Source organism: Citrobacter freundii complex sp. CFNIH4, assembly GCF_002934505.1.
Taxonomy (GTDB): Bacteria; Pseudomonadota; Gammaproteobacteria; order Enterobacterales; family Enterobacteriaceae; genus Citrobacter; species Citrobacter freundii.
In genome coordinates, this window is sequence record NZ_CP026232.1 from 18,920 (window position 1) to 42,806 (window position 23,887).

At 56.2% G+C, this 23,887-nt stretch carries 21 protein-coding genes and 2 pseudogenes; 10 read left to right on the top strand and 13 right to left on the bottom strand.

Annotated features, from left to right (window positions below; translation table 11 throughout):
* Window positions 1-26: 26 nt before the first annotated feature.
* The 3 genes from istA (at window position 27) to C2U41_RS26030 (ending at window position 3,096) form a co-directional block, all read left to right on the top strand.
* The gene (istA, locus tag C2U41_RS26015) at window positions 27-1,052 is read left to right on the top strand and encodes an IS21 family transposase (RefSeq protein WP_004199214.1); all 1,026 of its coding nucleotides are present in this window, start codon (window positions 27-29) and stop codon (window positions 1,050-1,052) included.
* On the top strand, window positions 1,049-1,828 hold the full coding sequence (istB, locus tag C2U41_RS26020; protein ID WP_004152394.1) for an IS21-like element ISKpn7 family helper ATPase IstB: 780 nt from the start codon (window positions 1,049-1,051) through the stop codon (window positions 1,826-1,828). Before istA ends, istB begins: the two co-directional genes overlap by 4 nt.
* A 386-nt stretch (window positions 1,829-2,214) precedes the next feature.
* On the top strand, window positions 2,215-3,096 hold the full coding sequence (locus C2U41_RS26030; RefSeq protein ID WP_004199234.1) for a carbapenem-hydrolyzing class A beta-lactamase KPC-2: 882 nt from the start codon (window positions 2,215-2,217) through the stop codon (window positions 3,094-3,096).
* 249 nt (window positions 3,097-3,345) lie between these two features.
* Here C2U41_RS26030 and C2U41_RS26035 read toward each other — a convergent pair whose 3' ends face one another.
* Entirely contained in the window at window positions 3,346-4,665 is a 1,320-nt protein-coding gene (locus C2U41_RS26035) for an IS1182-like element ISKpn6 family transposase (protein ID WP_004152397.1), read from the bottom strand.
* 340 nt (window positions 4,666-5,005) lie between these two features.
* On the opposite strand from C2U41_RS26035, the pseudogene ppiC reads away from it, so the two are divergent.
* Window positions 5,006-5,080 (top strand): annotated as a pseudogene (gene ppiC / locus C2U41_RS26040) (peptidylprolyl isomerase PpiC); the annotation flags it as partial.
* 76 nt (window positions 5,081-5,156) lie between these two features.
* Here ppiC and ilvC read toward each other — a convergent pair.
* On the bottom strand, window positions 5,157-6,632 hold the full coding sequence (gene ilvC / locus C2U41_RS26045; protein WP_020323220.1) for a ketol-acid reductoisomerase: 1,476 nt from the start codon (window positions 6,630-6,632) through the stop codon (window positions 5,157-5,159).
* A 275-nt stretch (window positions 6,633-6,907) separates the two neighbouring features.
* Between ilvC and ilvY the strand changes: the two genes are divergently transcribed.
* From ilvY to fabV, 4 genes are all read left to right on the top strand, one after another.
* Entirely contained in the window at window positions 6,908-7,810 is a 903-nt protein-coding gene (gene ilvY / locus C2U41_RS26050) for an HTH-type transcriptional activator IlvY (RefSeq protein WP_009654922.1), read from the top strand.
* A 120-nt stretch (window positions 7,811-7,930) separates the two neighbouring features.
* On the top strand, window positions 7,931-8,935 hold the full coding sequence (locus tag C2U41_RS26055; RefSeq protein ID WP_009654925.1) for a dihydroxyacetone kinase subunit DhaK: 1,005 nt from the start codon (window positions 7,931-7,933) through the stop codon (window positions 8,933-8,935).
* A 1-nt stretch (window position 8,936) separates the two neighbouring features.
* Window positions 8,937-9,566: a dihydroxyacetone kinase subunit DhaL gene (dhaL, locus tag C2U41_RS26060; RefSeq protein WP_009654921.1), complete on the top strand. Its 630-nt coding sequence runs from the start codon at window positions 8,937-8,939 to the stop codon at window positions 9,564-9,566.
* 217 nt (window positions 9,567-9,783) lie between these two features.
* Window positions 9,784-10,977, top strand: a complete 1,194-nt coding sequence (gene fabV / locus C2U41_RS26065) for an enoyl-ACP reductase FabV (RefSeq protein ID WP_032449369.1) — start codon at window positions 9,784-9,786, stop codon at window positions 10,975-10,977.
* Between the two features lie 133 nt (window positions 10,978-11,110).
* Here the strand turns inward: fabV and C2U41_RS26070 are convergent, their stop codons facing one another.
* The 10 genes and pseudogenes from C2U41_RS26070 to C2U41_RS26115 form a co-directional block, all read right to left on the bottom strand.
* Window positions 11,111-11,377, bottom strand: coding sequence for an HPr family phosphocarrier protein (locus C2U41_RS26070; RefSeq protein WP_009654924.1), 267 nt, complete (start codon window positions 11,375-11,377; stop codon window positions 11,111-11,113).
* A 15-nt stretch (window positions 11,378-11,392) separates the two neighbouring features.
* Window positions 11,393-12,034, bottom strand: coding sequence for a DAK2 domain-containing protein (locus C2U41_RS26075; RefSeq protein ID WP_009654926.1), 642 nt, complete (start codon window positions 12,032-12,034; stop codon window positions 11,393-11,395).
* Window positions 12,035-12,043: 9 nt separating this feature from the next.
* Window positions 12,044-13,057 (bottom strand): dihydroxyacetone kinase subunit DhaK, encoded by a 1,014-nt coding sequence (locus C2U41_RS26080; protein WP_009654928.1) that lies wholly within the window; start codon window positions 13,055-13,057, stop codon window positions 12,044-12,046.
* Between the two features lie 45 nt (window positions 13,058-13,102).
* Window positions 13,103-13,765, bottom strand: a complete 663-nt coding sequence (locus C2U41_RS26085) for a class II aldolase/adducin family protein (RefSeq protein ID WP_009654927.1) — start codon at window positions 13,763-13,765, stop codon at window positions 13,103-13,105.
* 102 nt (window positions 13,766-13,867) lie between these two features.
* Complete coding sequence (locus C2U41_RS26090) at window positions 13,868-15,931, bottom strand: BglG family transcription antiterminator (RefSeq protein WP_020323221.1); 2,064 nt, start codon at window positions 15,929-15,931, stop codon at window positions 13,868-13,870.
* Window positions 15,932-15,999: 68 nt separating this feature from the next.
* Window positions 16,000-17,403: a PTS galactitol transporter subunit IIC gene (locus tag C2U41_RS26095; protein ID WP_020323222.1), complete on the bottom strand. Its 1,404-nt coding sequence runs from the start codon at window positions 17,401-17,403 to the stop codon at window positions 16,000-16,002.
* A gap of 45 nt (window positions 17,404-17,448) precedes the next feature.
* Window positions 17,449-17,727, bottom strand: a complete 279-nt coding sequence (locus C2U41_RS26100) for a PTS sugar transporter subunit IIB (protein WP_020323230.1) — start codon at window positions 17,725-17,727, stop codon at window positions 17,449-17,451.
* A 1-nt stretch (window position 17,728) separates the two neighbouring features.
* A complete protein-coding gene (locus C2U41_RS26105) occupies window positions 17,729-18,244 on the bottom strand; it encodes a PTS sugar transporter subunit IIA (RefSeq protein WP_020323228.1) in 516 nt (171 codons plus the stop codon).
* Between the two features lie 246 nt (window positions 18,245-18,490).
* On the bottom strand, window positions 18,491-20,035 hold the full coding sequence (ilvA, locus tag C2U41_RS26110) for a threonine ammonia-lyase, biosynthetic (RefSeq protein WP_020323225.1): 1,545 nt from the start codon (window positions 20,033-20,035) through the stop codon (window positions 18,491-18,493).
* Between the two features lie 5 nt (window positions 20,036-20,040).
* Window positions 20,041-20,952: pseudogene (locus tag C2U41_RS26115) on the bottom strand (dihydroxy-acid dehydratase domain-containing protein); the annotation flags it as partial.
* Window positions 20,953-21,008: 56 nt separating this feature from the next.
* On the opposite strand from C2U41_RS26115, the gene C2U41_RS26120 reads away from it, so the two are divergent.
* A protein-coding gene (locus C2U41_RS26120; RefSeq protein ID WP_223571425.1) for an IS1 family transposase occupies window positions 21,009-21,706 on the top strand; the annotation gives its coding sequence in 2 pieces (ribosomal slippage) (window positions 21,009-21,258 and window positions 21,258-21,706; 699 coding nt in all).
* Between the two features lie 143 nt (window positions 21,707-21,849).
* Here the strand turns inward: C2U41_RS26120 and dqlB are convergent.
* Window positions 21,850-21,945 carry a DinQ-like type I toxin DqlB gene (gene dqlB / locus C2U41_RS30040; protein WP_024562317.1) on the bottom strand — a complete coding sequence of 32 codons (96 nt, stop codon included), beginning with the start codon at window positions 21,943-21,945 and terminating at the stop codon, window positions 21,850-21,852.
* Between the two features lie 1,029 nt (window positions 21,946-22,974).
* On the opposite strand from dqlB, the gene C2U41_RS26135 reads away from it, so the two are divergent.
* Window positions 22,975-23,766, top strand: a complete 792-nt coding sequence (locus C2U41_RS26135) for an LPD29 domain-containing protein (protein ID WP_020323375.1) — start codon at window positions 22,975-22,977, stop codon at window positions 23,764-23,766.
* Window positions 23,767-23,887 lie beyond the last annotated feature (121 nt).

The window sequence follows — 23,887 nt, forward strand, 5'->3', positions numbered from 1 at the left end:
GTTTGGCGGCCTTTTCGAGGCCGTCGATGTTGACCCAGGAGCAAACCGTGGAAATCAGAGTTCTTGCCCGACAGGGCCACTCCATCCGGCACATCGCCCGCACGTTGGGGGTCTCGCGCAATACCGTGCGCCGCTACCTCCGCGATCCGTCGGTAGCGCGATACCAGCCCCGTGAACCACGCCCCACCAAACTGGGGCCATTTGAATCTTATCTGCGGCAACGGGTCGAGCAGGCCCACCCCATCTGGCTGCCTGCCACCGTCCTGAATCGGGAAATCCGCGCTCAAGGGTATGGCGGCGGTCTCTCGTTATTGCGCGCCTTCCTCGCCACGCTCAAGCCCGCCCGCCGCGAAGCAGGTCCGGCCGTCCGTTTCGAGACCGAGCCCGGACGGCAGTTGCAGGCTGATTTCGTGGTCTTGCGCCGGGCCAGATCCCCCATGTCGGCCTTCGTCGCCACGCTGGGATACAGCCGCATGACGTTTGTCACCTTCGTACCGGACGAATCCTTCGAGTCCGTGCGGGACTCCCTGTTGCTGGCTTTTGACTATCTGGGCGGTGTGCCCCGCGAGGTGTTGTTCGACAACATGAAGACCGTGGTGCTGGAACGCGATGCCTACGGTGACGGCAAGCACCGTTTTCACCCCGGCTTGCTTCAACTGGCCGATGACCTGGGGTTCCGGATCCGGCTGTGTCGCCCGTATCGGGCCCAGACCAAAGGCAAGGTCGAGCGCTTCAATCGCTACTTCCGCGAGAGCTTCTACAACCCGTTGCTGACCCGGATGAAGGGCACGGGGCTGCTGCTCGATTGTGCTGCTGCCAACCGACGCGTCCGTGACTGGTTGGCAGACGAGGCGAATGTGCGGGTCCACGCCACCCTGAACGAGCGCCCCATCGACCGTTGGCGGCAGGAGCGGGAACACCTGCAACCCTTGCCATCCCGTGTGCGGCGCGACGAGGCCCCCCTGCTGGATAACAGTCTCCGCCCGGTACCACTGGAATCTCTCCAGCACCCACTGTCTGTCTATGACGCAATTGGGGAGGCCTGCCGATGAACCTCCAGCATGAGCGGATCGACGCCCTGTGCCAGCAACTCAAACTCGAACGGGTGGCAACGCATTACCCCGTCCTGGCGCAGCAGGCGGTGCGCGAGGACTTCAGCTTCACCGACTTCCTGGAACACCTGTTGCGGCATGAAGCGGGGTGTCGCCAGCAGCGCAGCCGCGAACTGCTGACGCGGATGGCTTGCTTCCCGGGCATCAAGACCCTGGAGGACTATGACTTCAGCTTCAACCCCGGCGTGCCCAAGGCACTGGTGCAGGAGCTGGGCAGTCTGGCGTTTGTCGAACGGGCCGAGAACGTGGTGCTGATCGGACCCTCTGGCATCGGCAAGACCCACCTCGCCATCGCCTTGGGTTACAAGGCCGCGCAAGCCGGGGTCAAGACACGCTTCATCACGGCAGCCGACCTGATGCTGCAACTGAGCACGGCGCAGCGACAAGGGCGGCTGAAGGAATACTTCAACCGCGCCATCCTCGGTCCACGGCTGCTGGTGATCGATGAGATCGGCTACCTGCCTTTCGGACGCGAGGAAGCGAACCTGTTCTTTCAGGTGGTGGCGAAGCGCTATGAGAAAGGGGCGATGATCCTGACCTCGAACCTGCCGTTCAGCCAGTGGGCCGACGCGTTTGCCGGCGATACCACCCTGACAGCCGCGATGCTGGATCGGCTGCTGCACCATGCCCATATCCTGACCCTGAGCGGCGAAAGCTACCGCTTGAAGGACAAGAGGAAGGCGGGAGTGGTCAGGAAAAATTCCAAACCCGAATGATCCAGGTGGGTCAGTATTACTTTGGTGATTCAGGGGTAAAGTGGGTCAGTTTTCAGTTGGTGTTGACACCGGCGTACCCTCGGTGCTATCTTCGCGCCCCAATAGTCGGGGCTTGGCCAGGACTTCCTGAGGCCGTCCGTAACGTGGATGCCGAGGTCAGGCGAGGTGGCCGACCCATGAACGCCGACCTGATTCGTTTTTCAATAGCGCTGGACGTTGTGGTGCCAGGGACTTACCAACCCGATGTGTGCCCATCCGGGGCAGTTACAGCCGTTACAGCCTCTGGAGAGGGAGCGGCTTGCCGCTCGGTGATAATCCCAGCTGTAGCGGCCTGATTACATCCGGCCGCTACACCTAGCTCCACCTTCAAACAAGGAATATCGTTGATGTCACTGTATCGCCGTCTAGTTCTGCTGTCTTGTCTCTCATGGCCGCTGGCTGGCTTTTCTGCCACCGCGCTGACCAACCTCGTCGCGGAACCATTCGCTAAACTCGAACAGGACTTTGGCGGCTCCATCGGTGTGTACGCGATGGATACCGGCTCAGGCGCAACTGTAAGTTACCGCGCTGAGGAGCGCTTCCCACTGTGCAGCTCATTCAAGGGCTTTCTTGCTGCCGCTGTGCTGGCTCGCAGCCAGCAGCAGGCCGGCTTGCTGGACACACCCATCCGTTACGGCAAAAATGCGCTGGTTCCGTGGTCACCCATCTCGGAAAAATATCTGACAACAGGCATGACGGTGGCGGAGCTGTCCGCGGCCGCCGTGCAATACAGTGATAACGCCGCCGCCAATTTGTTGCTGAAGGAGTTGGGCGGCCCGGCCGGGCTGACGGCCTTCATGCGCTCTATCGGCGATACCACGTTCCGTCTGGACCGCTGGGAGCTGGAGCTGAACTCCGCCATCCCAGGCGATGCGCGCGATACCTCATCGCCGCGCGCCGTGACGGAAAGCTTACAAAAACTGACACTGGGCTCTGCACTGGCTGCGCCGCAGCGGCAGCAGTTTGTTGATTGGCTAAAGGGAAACACGACCGGCAACCACCGCATCCGCGCGGCGGTGCCGGCAGACTGGGCAGTCGGAGACAAAACCGGAACCTGCGGAGTGTATGGCACGGCAAATGACTATGCCGTCGTCTGGCCCACTGGGCGCGCACCTATTGTGTTGGCCGTCTACACCCGGGCGCCTAACAAGGATGACAAGCACAGCGAGGCCGTCATCGCCGCTGCGGCTAGACTCGCGCTCGAGGGATTGGGCGTCAACGGGCAGTAAGGCTCTGAAAATCATCTATTGGCCCACCACCGCCGCCCTTGCGGGCGGCATGGATTACCAACCACTGTCACATTTAGGCTAGGAGTCTGCGCGGCAGAGCCGTGTGACCGGTTTTCTGTAGAGCACTGACGATGGCGGCGGCGCTCTCTGCAATTGGCAAGGCGTCGGCGCCAAGGATACCAATCTTGCGGCGCGCGGCGTGTTATGACGACTGGGGTGCATTTGAGCCGCCCCATTTAACCTTCGCCCTCACAGATACGCCATTCGCCTCAGATTTAGCGCCATGCAGACGAGCTTCCACTCGGCTTGCACCTTGTCCAGGCCCCTCATGCTGAACTGACGCAATCCCATCACCGCCTTGATCCAACCATTCGGAGCCTCCACGATCGACTTGCGCCGGCGGTAAGCTGCATCGCCTTGCTCCGTTTTCAATTTCGCCGCAATCGCCGCCGTATGCGGATGGGTCTTGGCATTGACCTTGGCATCTTCACGTCCCTCGCGGCCGAGGGCAACGATGACATCGCCGTGGTGATCGGCGACCTTTGCCAGAACAGCCTCACTACGGAATCCCGCATCCGCCAGCGTCTGGGCCGGCATTTCTCCGGTGTTGGCCTGAACTGCTGCCAGCATGCCCAGCAGCGCCTGACTGTCCGCGGCGCAGTTGGTCAACTCCGCCGCCACGATGATCTGGTGCTCGGCATCGACCGCTGTGTACCCGTTGTAGCTCTGCTCGGAGCCACCACCGGCGTGTTTCATGATCCGGCTGTCCGGATCGGTGAAGCTTTCCTGATCACGGTCATCCGGCACACCAAACTCGCGTTTGTACGAGCCACCGCCCTTGTCCGAGCCATCCGGATGGCGAGGCCGGCGGCCATCGTCTTCGCTGCGCCCCCGGGCCTGGTCCGCTTCACGCTGGCGCGCTTCCAGGCGCGCCTTTGCCGCCTGGATCGCCTCCAGGCGCTTCTCGCGGCGAGAAATCTCGGCAGGAATGTCCAGCTCCGGCTCGTTACGCTCCTGGTCGTCGGTAGCCTTGGCGCGATCAAGCAGCGCCTTGATCTCGCAATGCAATTCGTCCTCGGCCGGCTTCATGCGCTTATAGCTCATCGCCTTGTGGCGGCTGGCGTTGGCTTTTACCTTGGTGCCGTCGACCGCGATCGTGCCAAGCTTCACCAGCCCACATTCGCGCGCCAGTTGCACCACCTGAACGAACAAATTCTCAAGCTCGGTCAGGTGTAGGGCACGGAAGTCACTCAGCGTGCGGTGGGCCGGGAAGTTTCCAGCGGCCAGCACACGCAACGCGACATCCTCGTACAGCTTCCTGGCTAGTTTGCGCGAAGAGAAGACGCCGCTCGCGTAACCATAGATCAGCACTTTGACCATCATCGCCGGATGAAACGGCTGATTGCCCGGACCACCGCCGGCATACCGGGCGTGGAATGCGCTCAAGTCCAGCGTATCGACAGTCTCGCTGATGAAGTAGGCAAGATGCCCTTCAGGTAGCCACTCTCCCAGAGAAGGGGGCAGCAGATAGGATTGGTCGGGTCGGTAAGGAAGGTAACTGGCAGCCATCCCCGTATCGTCCTCGATCTTCCGCCGATTTGGCTTCTGCCGCGCAGGCTCCTAGGCCACCGTAGCTAAACATACGAGAAAAACCGCTTCTTGAGCGCTCTCTGAGACCACCTTGCCGACAACGCAGAAACGGTTGCGGAAAAATCGGCGTTTCCGGCGTACGCCACCCGACCTGGACGAACTATTGCGGACCTGGAACTGGAGTAGCGGAATTCCCCGGGGTTTCAGCGTCGCGCCACAGCGCCTCAGATAGATGCGGTAGCCTTTGGCGGGTCGTCATGCCGCGGACCACCCCCCCAAAAAATTCCACAATGCGGAATGGCGGAATTTTCTGGGGTTCCCGCTTACCCCCCCAACCGGCCCGCTGCACACTCAGTTCGGTTACCACATCATCAAAGTGCTGTACCGGAAATAAACAGCAAGGCCTTCTCAAAGAGAAGGCCTTTAATGTTTGCTCCCTCTCCCTGTGGGAGAGGGTTGGGGTGAGGGCATCAGCCCGCGACTGCAATACGTTTCATATCAGTCATGTAGCCACGCAGTTTCTGGCCCACTTTCTCGATAGCATGGCTGCGAATGGCGTCGTTTACATCACGCAGCTGCGCGTTGTCTACCGCGCCTTCGGCAATCGCTTTGCCCAGGTCGCCGGTCTGCAGGGTGGTCATGAACTCTTTCAGCAGCGGTACGCAAGCGTAAGAGAACAGGTAGTTACCGTATTCTGCGGTATCGGAGATAACCACGTTCATTTCGTACAGACGCTTACGGGCAATGGTGTTGGCGATCAGCGGCAGTTCGTGCAGTGATTCGTAGTAAGCGGATTCTTCGATGATGCCGGAATCGACCATGGTTTCGAACGCCAGCTCAACGCCCGCTTTCACCATCGCGATCATCAGCACGCCTTTATCGAAGTACTCCTGCTCGCCGATTTTGCCTTCATACTGCGGAGCGGTTTCGAACGCGGTTTTGCCGGTCTCTTCACGCCAGGTCAGCAGTTTCTTATCGTCGTTAGCCCAGTCAGCCATCATGCCGGAGGAGAATTCGCCGGAGATGATGTCATCCATGTGTTTCTGGAACAGCGGCGCCATGATCTCTTTCAGCTGCTCGGACAGCGCGTAAGCACGCAGTTTCGCCGGGTTAGACAGACGGTCCATCATCAGGGTGATGCCGCCCTGCTTCAGCGCTTCGGTGATGGTTTCCCAGCCGAACTGAATCAGTTTTTCCGCATAAGCCGGGTCGGTGCCTTCTGCCACCAGCTTGTCGAAGCACAGCAGAGAACCGGCCTGCAGCATACCGCACAGGATAGTCTGCTCGCCCATCAGGTCAGATTTCACTTCCGCAACGAAAGAAGATTCCAGTACGCCCGCACGGTGACCGCCGGTGGCCGCAGCCCAGGCTTTAGCAATCGCCATACCTTCGCCTTTCGGATCGTTTTCCGGGTGAACGGCGATCAGGGTCGGAACACCGAAACCACGTTTGTACTCTTCACGCACTTCGGTACCCGGGCATTTCGGCGCTACCATCACCACGGTGATGTCTTTACGGATCTGCTCGCCCACTTCAACGATGTTGAAGCCGTGAGAGTAGCCCAGCGCCGCGCCATCTTTCATCAGCGGCTGTACAGAACGCACCACGTCGGAGTGCTGTTTGTCTGGCGTCAGGTTAACCACCAGGTCCGCCTGCGGGATCAGCTCTTCGTAGGTGCCTACTTTGAAGCCGTTTTCGGTCGCTTTACGCCAGGAAGCACGCTTTTCAGCGATTGCTTCTTTACGCAGGGCATAGGAGATATCCAGACCGGAGTCACGCATGTTCAGGCCCTGGTTCAGACCCTGAGCGCCACAGCCGACGATGACCACTTTTTTACCCTGCAGGTAGCTCGCGCCGTCGGCGAATTCGTCGCGGCCCATAAAACGGCATTTACCCAGCTGCGCCAGCTGCTGGCGCAGATTCAGTGTATTAAAGTAGTTAGCCATGATGGTGTACTCCGTGATGTTGTGTGTCGTTACTCTATGGATTTCAAGTTGTAGGAAGGCGGCAAGGCAGCGAATCCCCAGGAGCTTACTCAAATAAGTGACTGGGGTGAGCTGACGCAGCCAACGCATCTGCAACTTGAAAGACGACGAGTATATTGTTCGGTTCGCTTTTGCGAGAATGTACCCACATTACAACAGGAAATTCATTGCGGAAATTGATATATTCACAACATTACGTTGCAATTTCTGCAATATAAATCCGTGAGGTGAAATCGGTGGATTTACGCGATCTGAAAACCTTCCTGCATCTGGCGGAAAGCCGCCACTTTGGCCGCAGCGCGCGGGCGATGCACGTCAGCCCCTCCACGCTTTCCCGGCAGATTCAGCGGCTGGAAGAAGATCTCGGCCAGCCGCTGTTTGTGCGCGATAACCGCACGGTCACGCTGACCGAAGCCGGTGAAGAGCTGCGAGTGTTTGCCCAACAGACGCTTTTGCAATATCAGCAGTTGCGCCATACCCTCGATCAGCAGGGGCCGTCCCTTTCCGGCGAACTCCATATCTTCTGTTCAGTGACCGCGGCGTACAGTCATCTGCCGCCGATCCTCGACCGCTTCCGCGCCGAACATCCCTCGGTGGAAATTAAGCTCACCACCGGCGACGCCGCCGACGCCATGGACAAAGTGGTCACCGGCGAGGCCGATCTGGCGATTGCCGGTAAGCCGGAAACGCTGCCCGGCGCGGTCGCCTTTTCGATGCTGGAAAATCTGGCGGTGGTGCTGATCGCCCCGGCGCTGCCCTGCCCGGTGCGCAATCAGGTTTCGGTTGATAAGCCCGACTGGTCGACGGTGCCGTTTATCATGGCCGATCAGGGGCCGGTACGCCGCCGCATTGAGCTGTGGTTCCGTCGTCACAAAATCAGTAATCCATCTATTTACGCGACGGTAGGCGGCCATGAGGCGATGGTCTCAATGGTGGCGCTGGGCTGCGGCGTGGCGCTTATTCCCGAAATCGTGCTGGAAAACAGCCCGGAACCGGTGCGCAACCGCGTGATGATTTTAGAACGCAGCGATGAGAAGACCCCGTTCGAACTGGGGGTCTGCGTGCAGAAAAAACGGCTGCATGAGCCGTTGGTGGATGCGTTCTGGAAGATTGTGCTCGAGCGTAAAATGACCGAATAGCATGGCCCCAGTCATGCCCCAGGTTTGGGAGATTAATTGGTATCAAAGGTGCCAGGTCTAAACGGGCTGTGCAGGTAAAATCGTCACTAAAGAAACAGGACCTTACGAGAGGGAGTGACGATGCAGAAACCCAAAAAGCTGTTCAACAACACCGATAATATCCGCAGCGAAATCATGGAAGGGCTGGTGTACGCCGGGCGCGGAAGGATCCACGCCCTCCCGGAGTACTGCGCGGTTTATCGCACGATGACGCAAACCGGCCAGACCGTTATCGTCAGCGGCGGCGGCAGCGGCCATGAGCCGACGTTTGCCGGGTTCGTCGGTGAAGGTGGCATCGATGCCTGCGCGCTGGGTGAAGTTTTCACCTCGCCTTCTCCCGATCAGATTATCGAAGCCAGCCGGGCCGTTCATCAGGGCAACGGCATTCTGTTCCTCTATGGGAATTACTCCGGCGACGGCATGAACTTTGATATCGCCGCCGAAATACTGGCGGAAGAAGGCATTGAGTGCCGCACCGTGCGCGCCACGGATGATATTGCCTCTGCGCCGCCGGAGAAAATGTCCGATCGCCGCGGCGTCGGTGGGCTGGCGTTCTTGTATAAACTCGCCGGTGCGGCGGCACAGTTTGAACGCTACACTCTGCCCGCGCTGGAGGCTCTGGCGCAAAAGGCCAATCACAATACGCGTACCATCGGCGTGGCGCTCAGCGGCTGCGCACTACCGCAGTCCGACGCCTTTAACTTCACGCTGGCAGACAACGAAATTGAGCTGGGAATTGGTATTCATGGTGAACCGGGGCTATGCCGCATGCCCATGCCGCATAGCGACGAGCTGGTCGAGATGATGATCGCCCGCCTGTGCGATGACCTGCCGTTTGGCCACGGCGATAACGTCTGCGTCAGCGTCAATAACCTGGGTGCGCTGAGCAACACTGAGCTCATGGTCATCACCCGTAAGGTCGGCATGGCGCTGGCAGAACGCGGCATTCACACTCACGACGTGCAGGTCGGCCACTTTTGCACCTCGCTGGAGATGTCCGGATTTTCGTTAAGCCTGCTGCGGCTGGACGATGAAATGCAACGTCTGTATGACCATCCCATCAATACCCTCGGCTGGAGAAAATAAGATGAACACCACGCAATTCACCGCCTGTCTACAGCACGTTGCCCAGGGCATGATCGCCAGCGAACCGCGCCTGACCGCACTCGACCAGGTCATTGGCGATGGCGATCACGGTATTGGCATTAAGCGCGGCTTTACCGCTTTGCAGACGCTACTTTCCGCGCCTGAATTTTCTCCCGCCGATATCGGTGACTGCCTGCTGCAAAGCGGCACGCGGCTGATGACCAGCATGGGCGGCGCTTCCGGCGCGATCTTCGGCACCCTGTTCCGCGCGGGCGGCAAAGGGCTGGCTGGACGCCGCGAGCTGGATGCCGCGACGCTGGCTGAATGGCTGGAGACAGGTATGCAGGCTATCCACCAGCGCGGCGGCGCAGAGCCGGGCGATAAAACAATGATGGATGCACTCGCCGCAGCGGCAGCGCGCGCACGCTCAGACGCGACCCTGCCATTATCCGAAGCGCTGGCAAACTGCGCGCAGGCGGCGATGGCCGGTGCGGAAGGGACATCCACGATGGTGGCCCGCTTCGGGCGCGCGAAAAACCTCGGCGAGCGGGCCATCGGCCACTGCGACCCCGGCGCGGTATCGATGGCGCTGATTCTGCAATTTATGGCCGAATTCCCCCATACCCGCTAACCCACCTGCCCGTTTAAAAAGGGTTCATGTCCGTACATGGGCCCTTTTGCGTTATAGCGAAAATCAGACGTAATTCATCATTGCAGCCGCTTTTCTGTATAATGCCCCGTGCCATAATAGATGTGGGGGGCTTGTTAACCCTGATGTTAAACAAGCCAGAACAGACGGTGTCATTGCGCACTTGACAGCGAAAATACAAACTTAATTAGCCATCATTATGATAATCAAACCAAAAATTCGTGGATTCATCTGTACAACGACCCATCCGACTGGCTGTAAAGTCAACGTGGAAAAACAGATCGAATATGTGAAGAAAAACGGGAAAATCGCTAACGGCCCTTCCCGCGTGCTGGTGATCGGTGCTTCCACCGGTTACGGCCTGGCTTCCAGAATTTCCGCCGCGTTTGGTAGCGGTGCCGCCACTATCGGCGTATTTTTCGAAAAACCGGGCACGGAAACCAAACCGGGTTCCGCGGGCTGGTATAACTCTGCCGCCTTCGATGAGGCCGCAAAACGCGAAGGTCTGTATTCCAAAAGCATCAACGGCGACGCGTTCTCCGATGAATGCCGCGACGCAGTCATCAAACTGATCAAAGAAGACCTGGGTCAGATTGATTTAGTGGTTTACTCACTGGCCTCTCCAGTGCGTAAAATGCCGAAAACCGGTGAAATCGTTCGTTCTGCGCTGAAGCCAATCGGCGAGGTTTATACCTCTAAAGCGATTGATACCAACAAAGATCAGATCATCACCGCCAGCATTGAGCCGGCCACCGAAGAAGAAGTTAAGAACACCGTTACCGTCATGGGCGGCGAAGACTGGGAACTGTGGATGGGCGCGCTGAGCGAAGCAGGCGTGCTGGCCGAAGGCGTGAAAACCGTGGCCTACTCCTACATCGGTACCGACCTGACCTGGCCAATCTACTGGCACGGCGCGCTGGGCAAAGCGAAAGAAGACCTCGACCGCGCGGCAGGTGAACTGCGTAACCAGCTGGCTCCGCTGCACGGCTCCGCGAACGTTGCCGTACTGAAATCCGTTATCACCCAGGCCTCTTCTGCTATTCCGGTGATGCCGCTGTACATCTCCATGGTCTTCAAGCTGATGAAAGAACAGGGGATTCACGAAGGTTGTATCGAGCAGATCAACCGTCTGATGACCACCAGCCTGTACGGCGATAAAGTGGCGCTTGATGACAATCAGCGTATCCGTATGGATGACTGGGAACTGCGTGACGATATTCAGCAGGCGTGCCGTGACCTGTGGCCGCTGATCACCACCGAAAACCTGACGCAAGAAACCGACTATGCAGGATACAAGCAGGAATTCCTGAACCTGTTCGGTTTTGCTCTCGACGGTGTGGATTACGATGCGGACGTGAACCCTGAAGTTGAATTCGACGTCATCACGCTGTAATGCGTTGAAGCCGGGTGTCGGTTACGCCTTACCCGGCCAACGAGATTTGTCGTCCCGATAAGCGTAGCGTCATCGGGCAAAGGGTTCGTGCGAAAGCATGAACCCTTTTTTATTCCGCCTGATAATGCGTGGGCTAATCGAAGCCAAAGCCTTCCGCGAACAGCACCTTCAACTTTTCCATTGCCTCCTGCTCATCGCTACCGCTACAGATGATCTCAAGCGATCCTCGGCCTTTGATCCCTGCCCCCAGAATGCTCATGATGCTTTTCCCTTTGATAACCTTGCCGTCATAGATCATCTCGATCCGCGATTGATACTGCGCGCAGGCTTTGGCCAAAACCCCCGCCGGACGGGCATGAATGCCGTGCTGATTGCTGATTTTCACCACTTCTTTCAACATAATTGCGTTCCTTACTTACCGCCCGTCGCTCGGGCAAATAGCCTGCACGAAGTTAAAATAGCCCTGGATCAACAGTTGCGCGACCATGGCGCCAGGATCGACAAACGTGCGCGAGCGCTCGCCATGAATAGCTGCACGCCCGTGCTTCGCCACCATGGTGGTTGTCTGCTGCACGCCCTGTTGTGCTTGCAGTAGCGCATTCCTCGCCGCGGTCAGCGGTTCCTCTCCGGCAAGCAGCGCCGCCAGCACGGGGGCCATGCCATCGAGGAAGGTTTTTTCGCCCGGCTGCGCTTTCCCGCGCTGCTGCACGCCGTCATACCAGGCCTGGAACAACACGCCGGCTTCCGTTAGCCCCAGCGTTTCCCGGCCTTTAAACGCCTTACCCGCCTGCATCAGCCCGGAAGCCATCAGCGTCCCCATGGTCGACGGCACCGCCGAGGCCATCGCCTTGCCCGCCATGTAGAAGAATCGCCCCAGGTCACGTTCTTCGCTCTGCTGCGCGTAGCGCGCCGCCGCCGCGAAACCGTCGCTCATCGTCAGCCCCAGATCCCCGTCGCCAACCACGCTATCCAGCTCGGTCAGGACCGATTTGTTGGCCTCCATGATGCGCGCCCACTCGGTAAAAAGCGGTCGCAGACTCTGCGTATCTAGCGTCATCCCCCCTCCTTAAGCCGGAAACTGGCGGAACATCGGGGTATCGGCCCCGGCGTTGAGCAGCGTTTTCAGCTCTTCATCCACCGGCATCAGGCTAATGGACATACCGGTCATCTCCATTGCCGTCGCAAATTCGCCAATCCAGACGCGGAAAACGCGCATCTGGCTCTCGGCCAGAATCTGATGTACATGGCGATACATCAGGTACAACTCTTCCAGCGGCGTGGCGCCAAGCCCATTGATCAACACGGCAACTTCATCGCCCTGCTGGCAAGGTGAGTCCGCCAGCAGCCAGGACATCATCTCTTCGGCAATCTGTTCGGCGCTGAGCTGCGGACCCCGGCGAATACCGCTTTCGCCGTGAATCCCCATGCCAATCTCCATTTCGTTGTCGCCAATATGGAAACCCGGTTTACCGATTCGCGGCACGATACACGGCGACAGCGCGACGCCAAGCGTGCGCACGCGGTCTCCTGCTTTCTGCGCAATGCGCTGGACGGTTTCAAGGTCATCCATTCTGGCCGCGGATGCCCCGGCGCATTTGTAGACAAAGAAGATCCCCGCGACCCCACGACGGGTAGTGGCTTCTGTACCGTCCGGCACCGCACCTGCCGAATCATCAGCCGCCACTACCGTCGCGGTTCGGATATCACTCTCCATGTCGGCCATTTCCGCCGCCATATCAAAATTGAAAATATCGCCGTTATAGTTACCGTACAGGTACAGCACGCCCGCGCCGCTATCGACCGCCTGCGTGACGGCGAGAATCTGCTCCGGCGAGGGTGACTGAAACACATCGCCAATGGCGCAGCCGTCCAGCATGCCCTGACCGACGTAGCCGAGGAATAGCGGCAGATGCCCGGAACCGCCACCGGTGACGATCCCCACTTTGCCGGGCACCGGCCGCGCCGTGGCAAGACAGTGAAGATCCTCATTAACACAGCGGAATTTATCGGGATGCGCCAGATAGATACCTTCCAGCATCTCCGGGATAAAGTTCTCCGCCTGATTCAGAAATTTTTTCATGCGCTCTCTCCATGAATATTCCGCCCTGAACGGGCGGGCGCTCAGTTAGCGGGAAAATTTAATCTGCGACGGATAGGCCCAGCGTTGCAGCTCTTCCGGGGCGAAGGATTCAGGCTCCTTACCGCCGTTAATCACCAGCGCGTGGTAGTAAATCTGCGCCATCTCTTCAAGGTAGGCAGACTTCAGCACCGCTTCATACGGGTCCTTGTCTACGCCGATAGCTCCATGCTTTTCCATCAGAATGGCATCAGCGCGTTTGATAGGTTCGATAACGCTGTTCGACAACGCAGGCGTGCCGGGGCGGCCATAGGGCGCAACCGGAATGACGCCATCCTTCAGATTGAGGATCGCGCATTCGTACACCACCGCCGGGATCGGTTTATTCAGTACGGCAAACGACGTCGCATACAGCGAATGGGTGTGGGAAATCGCAAACACATCCGGGCGCGCCTTATAAATCTCGATATGCATCAGACATTCGCTGGTCGGACGCAAACCCGCTTCGCTTTCAATCACATTGGCTTCAACGTCCATTACCACGATATCGCGCGGCGTTAAATGCATTTTGTCGATGGTCGTGGGGGTTACCAGAATAAGTCCCGTCTCTTTATCTCGTACGCTGGAATTACCCGCTTTATGTTTACACAGTCCCCATTGCTGAGCGGTTCTGGCCATTTCGACAACGTGTTTTTTCTGAATTTCTAACATAATATTTATCCTGTATACGGTTATAGGGGCGAGCGATGTCGCGACAATGGTTGCCGGGAAATAACGTTGCAGTTTTTAGCTGCAACGGCGTTTAATGACTTATTACAGGTGATGGACGAATTCTTTTATCAATGCATATTCATCCTGGGCGCGGCGAATAACATTACCGCCATCATAAAATTCGAGAAATTCATTTAATTGCGCGAGCGCCTTGAGATGTTTCTGTGGATTATTAGTTGCCAGGACGATAATAATATCGGCCTGCATATAACCCGCGAAATCAATCTTAGAAGGCAGGCGTAATAACGCCATCCCCGTATCCAGTGCGCCATCATCGACGCCTGCGTGGGCGATAATCACGCCATCGGCCAGCATGATATAGGGCTGCTCGTCAGCGATTTTATTCAGCATAATTTGCAGATAGCGGGGTTCAATCACGCCGCTTTCCAACAGTGACGCAGCGGCCTGAGTAATGGCCTGCTGCCAGTCGCCGGGACACGAAGTGACAAACTGAACGTGTTCGCGCCGCAGCAAGTCGGTCAGCGACGGCGCTTGTGGTTCAATGTTGCCCACCGCGCTCGCGGCGCTTTTTTCATCGTAGATATAGCTGGCCAGCGCGCGCTGCAATCCTTTGTGATCGATAATGTTGCCGAAGCGTTCGAAGATAAGCAGCAGTTGCTCTATCTGAATAATGTTCGGGTCCACGCCCTGTAGCGCGCTGATAACATGATTGCGGAATGCGCTCTTATGGATGCTGCTGATGGACGGATTCACCACAAACACCATCTTGCTGGTATTCAGGTGTGTGGTCGAGAAGACCACATCGTAGTGCCCGGTATAGCGCTCAAACTCGCGGCGCGACATCACCTCGGTAAAGTGCAGTTCCGGGAATAGCACCTGCAGCGTCAGAAACAGATAAGTCGAAATCGTAGCGCTATTCTCACACACGACCACCGCCGTTTTCTGCAGCTTAATCTGATGGATAACCCCTTCGCGAGTCAGCCAGCCGCCAAAAAGCACCGTCAAAAATGCCATCTCTTCATCGGGAATTTCACAGTGCAATACCGTTTCGAACGGCACCGCCGCCCGGCGAACCATCTCGTGCAGGTGGCTGAACTCTTTCACCACCAGATCGTAAACGCTGCTGGTGTTGGTCAGATGGTAGCGAATACGGTAATAGGCCGGTTTCCAGTGTTGATAGATCTTTTCAATCAGCTCATTTTTTTCTTTGATGGTGACGCAGCTTATTTTTTCGAAGTTATCGACCACCGCGACCACGCTTTCGAGCAGAAGCGTATCAAGGTGGAAATATTTATCGGCAATGCTTTGAATATTTGAACTTTGGATCAGTGCCGTCAGGAAAACCAGTTCATTCTCGCTACTGATATTGATTTTACTGATAACGCTCTGCATCAATGTATATTCTCTGCTGCCAATAATGTCAGCGTAGCTGCTCGGGATATTGACCAGACTTTTTCCTGAATCAATACGGTGCAGGACAAAGCAGATAAAATAAATAAGCTCCTGAAGCTGGCGGTCGGTAAACTGAATTTTAAAACGTTTTTCAATTTCGCTGAAAACATTGCCCACCTTTTCCAGATAGTCGCTCATCACATTGTTGTATTGAGCAATAATATTTTTGGCGACCGGGATTTCCAGCACTCGGCGCAGGCAGTTTAGCAACAGGTAGCGTTTTTCCAGCTCCTCACCCAGAATATGATAGCCATTACCCCTGTCATAGCTTATCTCCAGCCCGTGCTCGATAACCTCGGTGCGCACCTTTTTCAGGTCGTTGATAATCGTATTCTGGCTGACGCCCAGCGAAGAGGAGAGATGCAGCAATGAAAGCCGCTCGCTGCGGGTCAACAGCATAAAGATAATCATCTGTCCGCGTTCATCTTCCGAGTAGAGATAGCGATGCTCGGTTTCAGCGGTCTGATTCTGACGAAAATGCTCAATCACATGGCGCGGGATATGCAGTTTCCCGGTTTTCAGGCGGTTGATCCGGTCGAAGTGGTTCGATTCCAGATAATCATTCACCTTTTTCAGCGTATAGCTCAGCTGTTTGCGCGTCAGGCAAAACTGCTCCTCAAGCTTCGTCCCCGTGATGCCGGGATCGTTCACAATGGCATCCAGCACTGCAACCACGCGTTTATCCATAGCCATGTCGACTCTCCTGCAATCAAAAGTCTGGCGGCGGCGCCTGCCGCCAGACATGAACATGAAACCCAGAATTAAGCCTGCTGAGCTTTCTCCTGCTGCTCGGCTTCCAGCTGCGCCAGATTGCTTTCACGACGCAGTTCGCGGGAGTAGAAGAAGTAGCCGCAGCCCCACCACAGCGCAAACACCAGCGGGATAAAGTTGCCTTCCAGGAATTTGAACAGGAAGGAGAAGGCATAGGTAAAGACCGGAGCATCAATGGAGCTATTGGAAATCAGCTGGCCGGCGGGAATGGTAATTGCCTTCGTCGCCTGGCCCAGTTCGGTAATCATTGGCGCAAACTGCGTACCCACGAACAGGAAGAACGGCACCCCGATAATGCTAAGGATCACCATGCGCAGGGTGTTGCCACGCGTCACCAGGTAGGCAGGAACAATCAGGGAAATATTAATAATACCGGCGAAGGGTAAAATCTTATTGCCCGGCAGAATCAGCGCCCAGATGAGCGTGAACGGAATCGCAACGATGATGGCAAACCAGATTTCGCTGGCGCCGCCCATAAATGGCCAATCGATGCCGACGAACAGCTTACGCCCGGAGAATTTCTTGTTCATGTAGTCGCTGATGGCTTCCGAAATAGGCGACAGCGCCTGCATAAAGAGTTTGGAAATCATCGGGAACAGCACCAGCGCCGTTGCGGCCTGAACGCCCAGCATCAGCGTTTTCGCCACACTGTAGCCCGCGATAATGCCGAACAGGATCCCGAGAATAAAACCGATGATATGGTTTTCCGCAAAAACGCCAACTTTTGCGCGCAGCGCGGTGGCATCCATCGGCTTATTGCACACCGGAATTTTGCGCAGCAGCAGATCGAACGGGTAATAAATTGCGCCAAAGAACACCATGCGGTGGGTACAGGTGACGCCGGGGATTCCAGTCAGTTTCTCAATGCGATGCTGGTGAATGTCGCCAGCGTTCAGCTCAACGATAATCTGCAAAGCTGCAATCAGGAACGCCAGCACCAGGCTCCAGACCGGGCCAAACAATGGGGTGGTGACGCTCACTACGATAAACGCGGTAAAGATTTTCCCCCACACGTTCCAGAGGTCGGCGTTGAAGGTATTGGTCTTGTTTAGCATCAACATCACAATGTTTACGCCAACCTGAAGCGGGAACATGGCGAATGCGTAAGGCCAAGCCCAGGAGATATTCGCCATCGTCGTCCAACCGCCGTCGACGATACTCAGTTCAAGGCCGGTGCGGTTCATCATGGTCTGCGCGGCAACCCCGATGGCATCAACCATAAAGCCAATCAGCATGCTCATCCCAACGAAGGCGACGCCTAGCGTGATGGCCGCCGAAGCCGCATCGCGGAATTTCATCCGCACCACCAGCCCGGCTAATAACATGATAAAAGGCACAAAAACCGGCGCGCCTAAATTCAGAATATAATTTATGACTACACCAAGAAAGTCCATAGCACTTCTCCACTAAAATAATTATAAGGATTAAAGAGCTACGCCTTATTTACAGGCATCAATGACCTTTTGTAATTCCTGTTCCATACCCATACCGGTCAGAAATGCGATACCGTTAATCACGGGGATAGGATATTGCTTATCAACTTTAGTAATTGCGATATACGCAGCACTATCCTTAATATGGCTATCGAGAGATTTAAGGTCGATTACTTCAACTTTAATGTGCGACTGGTTACGTTCATTCAATAAGCGAGTCACTTTACTGGCAACTGTTTGTGAGGTCGCAACGCCGCTTCCACAGGCAACAATGACTTTTTTCATTTTATAAATCCTTATCCAATTGCAGTCTTGATGTGAGGGTACAGAGAAAGGTATCTACATCGTCTATCTCGCGTAGGGTCTGGACGACCTGTTCATCAGCAAGGCAGTCCATCAGGTTTTGCAGCGCTGTCAGGTGGCTGCTGTGGTCAATAAAACCAAGAAGAACAATAAATTGAACGTAGAGCGTATTGTCGTCATTCCCCATTTCCTGCCAGGCGAGAGGTTGTGACAGTCGCGTAACAGAGATAAAGGGACGAATGACGTGCTGGGGGTCGGTATGCGGCAGCGCGATAGCCACCGGCAGCGTGGGTAACCCGGTTGGATAGGCTTTTTCTCTGGCAAGAATGGCATCGAGGAAAGAATCCCGAACGTAGCCTTTCTCTTTCAGCAGTAAAAATATCGAAGAAAAAAAGTCCGTGGAATTATTATAATGCTTATCGAGGAACGTAAGCTGAGGCGTTAAATATTTACTTCCTTGCGCATTTTCATTCGGGGTATCAACTATATCCATTCTCATCCGAATATCCTCTCTAACCGCTAAGAATTAACTACCGACAATGTTAATTCAGGAGTTACGGTTGAGCGAGAAGTATTGCCCCCAAAAGATGACCAGAACCTGGCGCAACGCGGTGAGCGTTTTATTATGAATTGCATCACATTTTTATTGTAAGAACAGGCTAACGGGAAAAAATAGAGGGAAGCAGAGACGGGAAAATGAAATAACGAGGGATAACCGCGATGGTTATCCCCCGAGAAACGGTGCTTAGCCTGCCAGGAAGAAACGAAACGCCGGGTTATTGGTCTCGTCGTGGCACTCATAGCCCAGTTCGTTGAGCCGGGTTTCGAAGTCCGGTTCGTTATCGCCCAGCTCAAACGCCGCCAGTACACGGCCATAGTCGGTGCCGTGGCTACGATAATGGAACAGGGAAATATTCCAGTGCGTGCCCAGGGTGTAGAGGAACTTCAGCAGCGCACCCGGCGATTCCGGGAACTCGAAGCTGAACAAACGTTCCTGTAACGGCTTCGACGGACGACCACCGACCATATAGCGCACGTGCAGCTTAGCCATTTCGTCGTCGGAGAGGTCGACGACGCTATAGCCGCCATCGTTGAGCAGATTAAGGATTTCCTTACGCTCTTCGAAGCCGCGACTCAGACGCACGCCCACAAAAATGCAGGCGTTTTTCGCGTCGGCGAAGCGGTAGTTAAACTCGGTGACCGAACGCCCGCCCAGCAGTTGGCAAAACTTCAGGAAGCTGCCCTTCTCTTCCGGGATCGTCACCGCCAGCAACGCTTCACGCTGTTCCCCTAGCTCGCAGCGTTCGGAAACGTAGCGCAGGCCGTGGAAATTGACGTTAGCGCCAGAGAGAATATGCGCCAGACGCTCACCGCGTATGTTGTGCTGAGCGATGTATTTTTTCATCCCCGCCAGCGCCAGCGCCCCGGAAGGTTCCGCTACCGCGCGCACATCTTCAAACAGGTCTTTCATCGCCGCACAGATCGCATCGCTATCGACGGTAATAATGTCGTCGAGATATTCCTGGCACAGACGGAAGGTTTCGTCACCGATACGTTTTACCGCCACGCCTTCAGCAAAGAGACCCACGCGCGGCAGATCCACCGGATGACCGGCATCCAGCGCCGCCTTCAGGCAGGCGGAGTCTTCGGCTTCGACGGCAATCACTTTGATCTGCGGCATCAGCTGTTTGATCAGCACCGCCACGCCCGCCGCCAGACCGCCACCGCCCACCGGCACAAACACGCGGTCGAGGTGTGCGTCCTGCTGGAGCAACTCCAGGGCCAGCGTACCTTGTCCGGCGATCACCATCGGGTGATCGAAAGGCGGAACCCAGGTAAAGCCCTGCTGCTGCGCCAGTTCAATCGCTTTGGCTTTGGCTTCATCAAAGTTAGCGCCGTGCAACAGCACTTCGCCGCCAAAGCCGCGAACAGCATCAACTTTGATATCGGCAGTCGCCACCGGCATGACAATCAGCGACTTCAGGCCCAGACGCGCAGAGGAGAACGCCACGCCCTGAGCATGGTTGCCCGCAGAAGCGGTGATGACCCCACGCGCTTTCTGTTCAGGCGTTAAGCCCGCCATCATCGCGTACGCGCCGCGCAGCTTAAAGCTGTGCACTGGCTGACGGTCTTCGCGCTTGACCAGAATGAAGTTGTCGAGGCGCGAAGAGAGCTTGTCCATTTTTTGCAGCGGCGTTACCTGTACCGCTTCATAGACCGGTGCGCGCAGCACCGCTCTGAGATACTCGGCACCTTCAGGGGTGCCGGATAGGGGCTGTGATTCCGCCATGGTGATTAACCCCCCAGTTTCGATTTATCGCGCACCGCACCTTTGTCGGCGCTGGTTGCCAGGCTGGCATAGGCGCGAAGGGCAAAGGAGACCTGACGTTCACGGTTTTTCGGCGTCCACGCCTGGTCGCCGCGAGCTTCCTGCGCTTCACGACGAGCGGCGATTTCCGCTTCGCTCAGTTGCAGCTGAATGCCACGGTTCGGAATGTCGATAGCAATCATGTCGCCATCTTCGATGATCGCGATATTACCGCCGCTGGCCGCTTCCGGAGAAACGTGGCCGATAGAGAGACCGGAGGTACCGCCGGAGAAACGACCATCGGTGATCAGCGCACAGGCTTTACCAAGCCCCATTGATTTCAGGAAGGTGGTTGGGTAGAGCATTTCCTGCATGCCCGGCCCGCCTTTCGGCCCTTCGTAGCGAATGACCACCACGTCGCCTTCGACCACTTTACCGCCGAGGATAGCTTCAACCGCCTCGTCCTGGCTTTCGTAGACTTTTGCCGGGCCGGTGAATTTGAGGATACTGTCATCCACGCCCGCGGTTTTCACGATGCAGCCGTTTTCCGCGAAGTTGCCGTACAGCACGGCCAGACCGCCATCTTTGCTGTAGGCGTGCTCCAGCGAGCGGATGCAGCCTTCGGCGCGATCGTCATCCAGGGTATCCCAACGGCAGTCCTGCGAGAACGCCTGGGTGGTACGAATACCCGCCGGGCCGGCGCGGAACATTTTTTTGACCGCTTCGTCCTGGGTTACGGTGATGTCGTACTGCTCCAACGTCTGCGGCAGGGTCAGGCCGAGCACGTTTTTGACTTCGCGGTTCAGCAGGCCGGCACGGTCCAGCTCGCCGAGAATGCCCAGCACGCCGCCCGCACGGTGCACGTCTTCCATATGGTATTTCTGGGTACTTGGCGCCACTGGTGATGCTGCCAACTTACTGATTTAGTGTATGATGGTGTTTTTGAGGTGCTCCAGTGGCTTCCATTTCCATCAGATGTCCTTCCTGCTCCGCTACTGAAGGCGTGGTGCGTAACGGCAAAAGCACTGCCGGACATCAGCGCTATCTCTGCTCTCACTGCCGTAAAACATGGCAACTGCAGTTCACTTACACCGCTTCTCAACCCGGTACGCACCAGAAAATCATTGATATGGCCATGAATGGCGTTGGATGCCGGGCAACTGCCCGCATTATGGGCGTTGGCCTCAACACGGTTTTACGTCACTTAAAAAACTCAGGCCGCAGTCGGTAACCTCGCGCATACAGCCGGGCAGTGATGTGATTGTCTGCGCGGAAATGGACGAACAGTGGGGCTATGTCGGGGCTAAATCGCGCCAGCGCTGGCTGTTTTACGCGTATGACAGGCTCCGGAAGACGGTTGTTGCGCACGTATTCGGTGAACGCACTATGGCGACGCTGGGGCGTCTTATGAGCCTGCTGTCACCCTTTGACGTGGTGATATGGATGACGGATGGCTGGCCGCTGTATGAATCCCGCCTGAAGGGAAAGCTGCACGTAATCAGCAAGCGATATACGCAGCGAATTGAGCGGCATAACCTGAATCTGAGGCAGCACCTGGCACGGCTGGGACGGAAGTCGCTGTCGTTCTCAAAATCGGTGGAGCTGCATGATAAAGTCATCGGGCATTATCTGAACATAAAACACTATCAATAAGTTGGAGTCATTACCGACTCGATAAAGGAAATAATGCAATGGGGCGGGAAGTGGCCGGACCTGCCAGCGTCAGAAGATACGCCATTTTAGATGTTAAAAGGCGGGGGGTGGTCCCCCCGCCTTTAGCTACGTTTCCGCGTTCATCAATCGACAAATTCGCGGATCAGTTCCAGGATTGCAATCACAGCGTTTGACACCGCGACTACCGCCCGCAGAACGACGATTAACACGTTAATCATCCGTTTGCTCCATACAGAGCCGGAACGTCGCTGATTGCCCTTACATTGCCTGTCACAGCGACTACCCAACGTCAATTGTTTGGTCGTTCCCGCTCCAGCCTGGGCATTGAAACAGCACCACCTGTTTTTCAACCAGGACTTTAATCCGTTCATGCCGCATAAGCGGGGAGCTGGAGCGAGGACGTCAACAGATTGACCCGCGCAGTATACCCTATTCCGCGCCGTTTGCATTTACGCTACCCATGACGTAATATTTCGTTGTCAATTGTTTGGTCGTTCCCGCCTCAGTCTGGGGCAAAACATTAAAGCCCGATCTCACCAGTCGGGTTTTTTTGTGCCTGTCGTTTACCTTTCCGCGCTGGGCGTCGCCCTCCGGGCCGCTACGTTGTGCTGCGCATCGAGCCAGCCTTGCTGTCTCGCCCCTTCGGGCTTCCATCGCTGACGCATCAAAAATACTGAATACCTGTTTTTCCTGCCTTCTGTTGCTAACTCACTGAAATAACGTAAAACCCGAAATGGGCGCCCGCCAGCTGCAGCTGCTTCTCAGCTGCTGCCGTCTGCGTGTGTCGTTCAGCAAATTTGATCGTATCGGCCAGCGTCGCCAGCGGCGCTGTAAGCCCGTTTACAGCCCATCCGGGCGCGTCAGCTGCGCTGACCCACCACGGACCCGGAAATCACGCCCAGCGCGTCGCAGAGCGCCGCACAGGCCGCTCACCGGGACAGGGCTTATGTCTGGCCGTGGCGTGGCGGCGGGAACGGTGGAAAGGATGGCTTTGCAGGACGGGGGATTATTACGGCTAAAGCCGTAACGCTTTTTAAGTCCTCGCTTCGCTGCGGGGCTTCCGGCGCGTTGCGCCTCCCATGCGCTCCGCGCATCTTCTTAACTGCCGCAGCCACATGAAATATATGTAATAAATGTATTTACTAATATTGACTTTGTGGGCAAAAAAGGCGATACTTATATTCATCGGGAGGCAATGCCGCCGCCCGGTAACACAGCCCAAAGCGGCGATTATCAGGAGTAATATTATGACTACTTTAACTGTCGGCCAGTGCCTCACCTCTTTTAACAACGAGTATGTAGTAAGCGCGGTTAATCTGGCTGACGGCAAAATCAGCTATACCATCCTCGGCCTGAATGCCCCGACCTGCGCCCCGCTGCTGGAAACCTCCCTGCGTTTTTACCAGGTGATCGACAAGACCCTTTCACTCGATGAACTCCGCGCCCGCCGTCAGGTTGTGCAGAGTGTGACCGACCAGCGCGAAGCGAGACACCAGGCGAAAGAAGATGCCCGCCAGCTGGCGAACGAACGTGCCAGCGCTGACCCGGAAAACGCCGGATTGCTGACAACGGCCACCGAAAGCAACACCACCAAGCTAGCCGCTAAAAACATCCGTATTCTGCTGAAAAAGCATTTCCCCGGCGTGAAGTTTTCTGTCCGTATGCGTGACTATAACGCGCTCTATGTTTCGTGGACGGATGGCCCAACCAAAGAGGCTGTAGAAGCGATTACAGATAAGTTTGAGGAAGGTAGCGTTAACTCAATGGAAGACATTTACGAATACAACATTACGGGCTTCCACCGTGTTTATGGTGGCGTGAAATACCTGTTTTGCTCACGTGACCTGACCGACGCGCTGATCGCTGAATCTATCGACCTGCTACGCAAAGAATACGGCGAAACCACCATCCCCGCTGATGTGACGCTTGAGGCGTACAAATCCGGGGCGCTGGCGGGGCGCGGGCATGACTGCTTTACCTGGGGGCTTGCAGCGCAAATCCGCATCAATGCGGGAAAGGTGGATAAATCCAGCCGCTAAATTAGCGCCCTTCGGGGCGCTTTTTTGTGGGTAAAATTTCATGAAATATAAGTAATAATTGTATTTACTAATATTGACTTTTGGGGCAAAAAAAGCGATACTTATTTCATCGGGAGGCAAT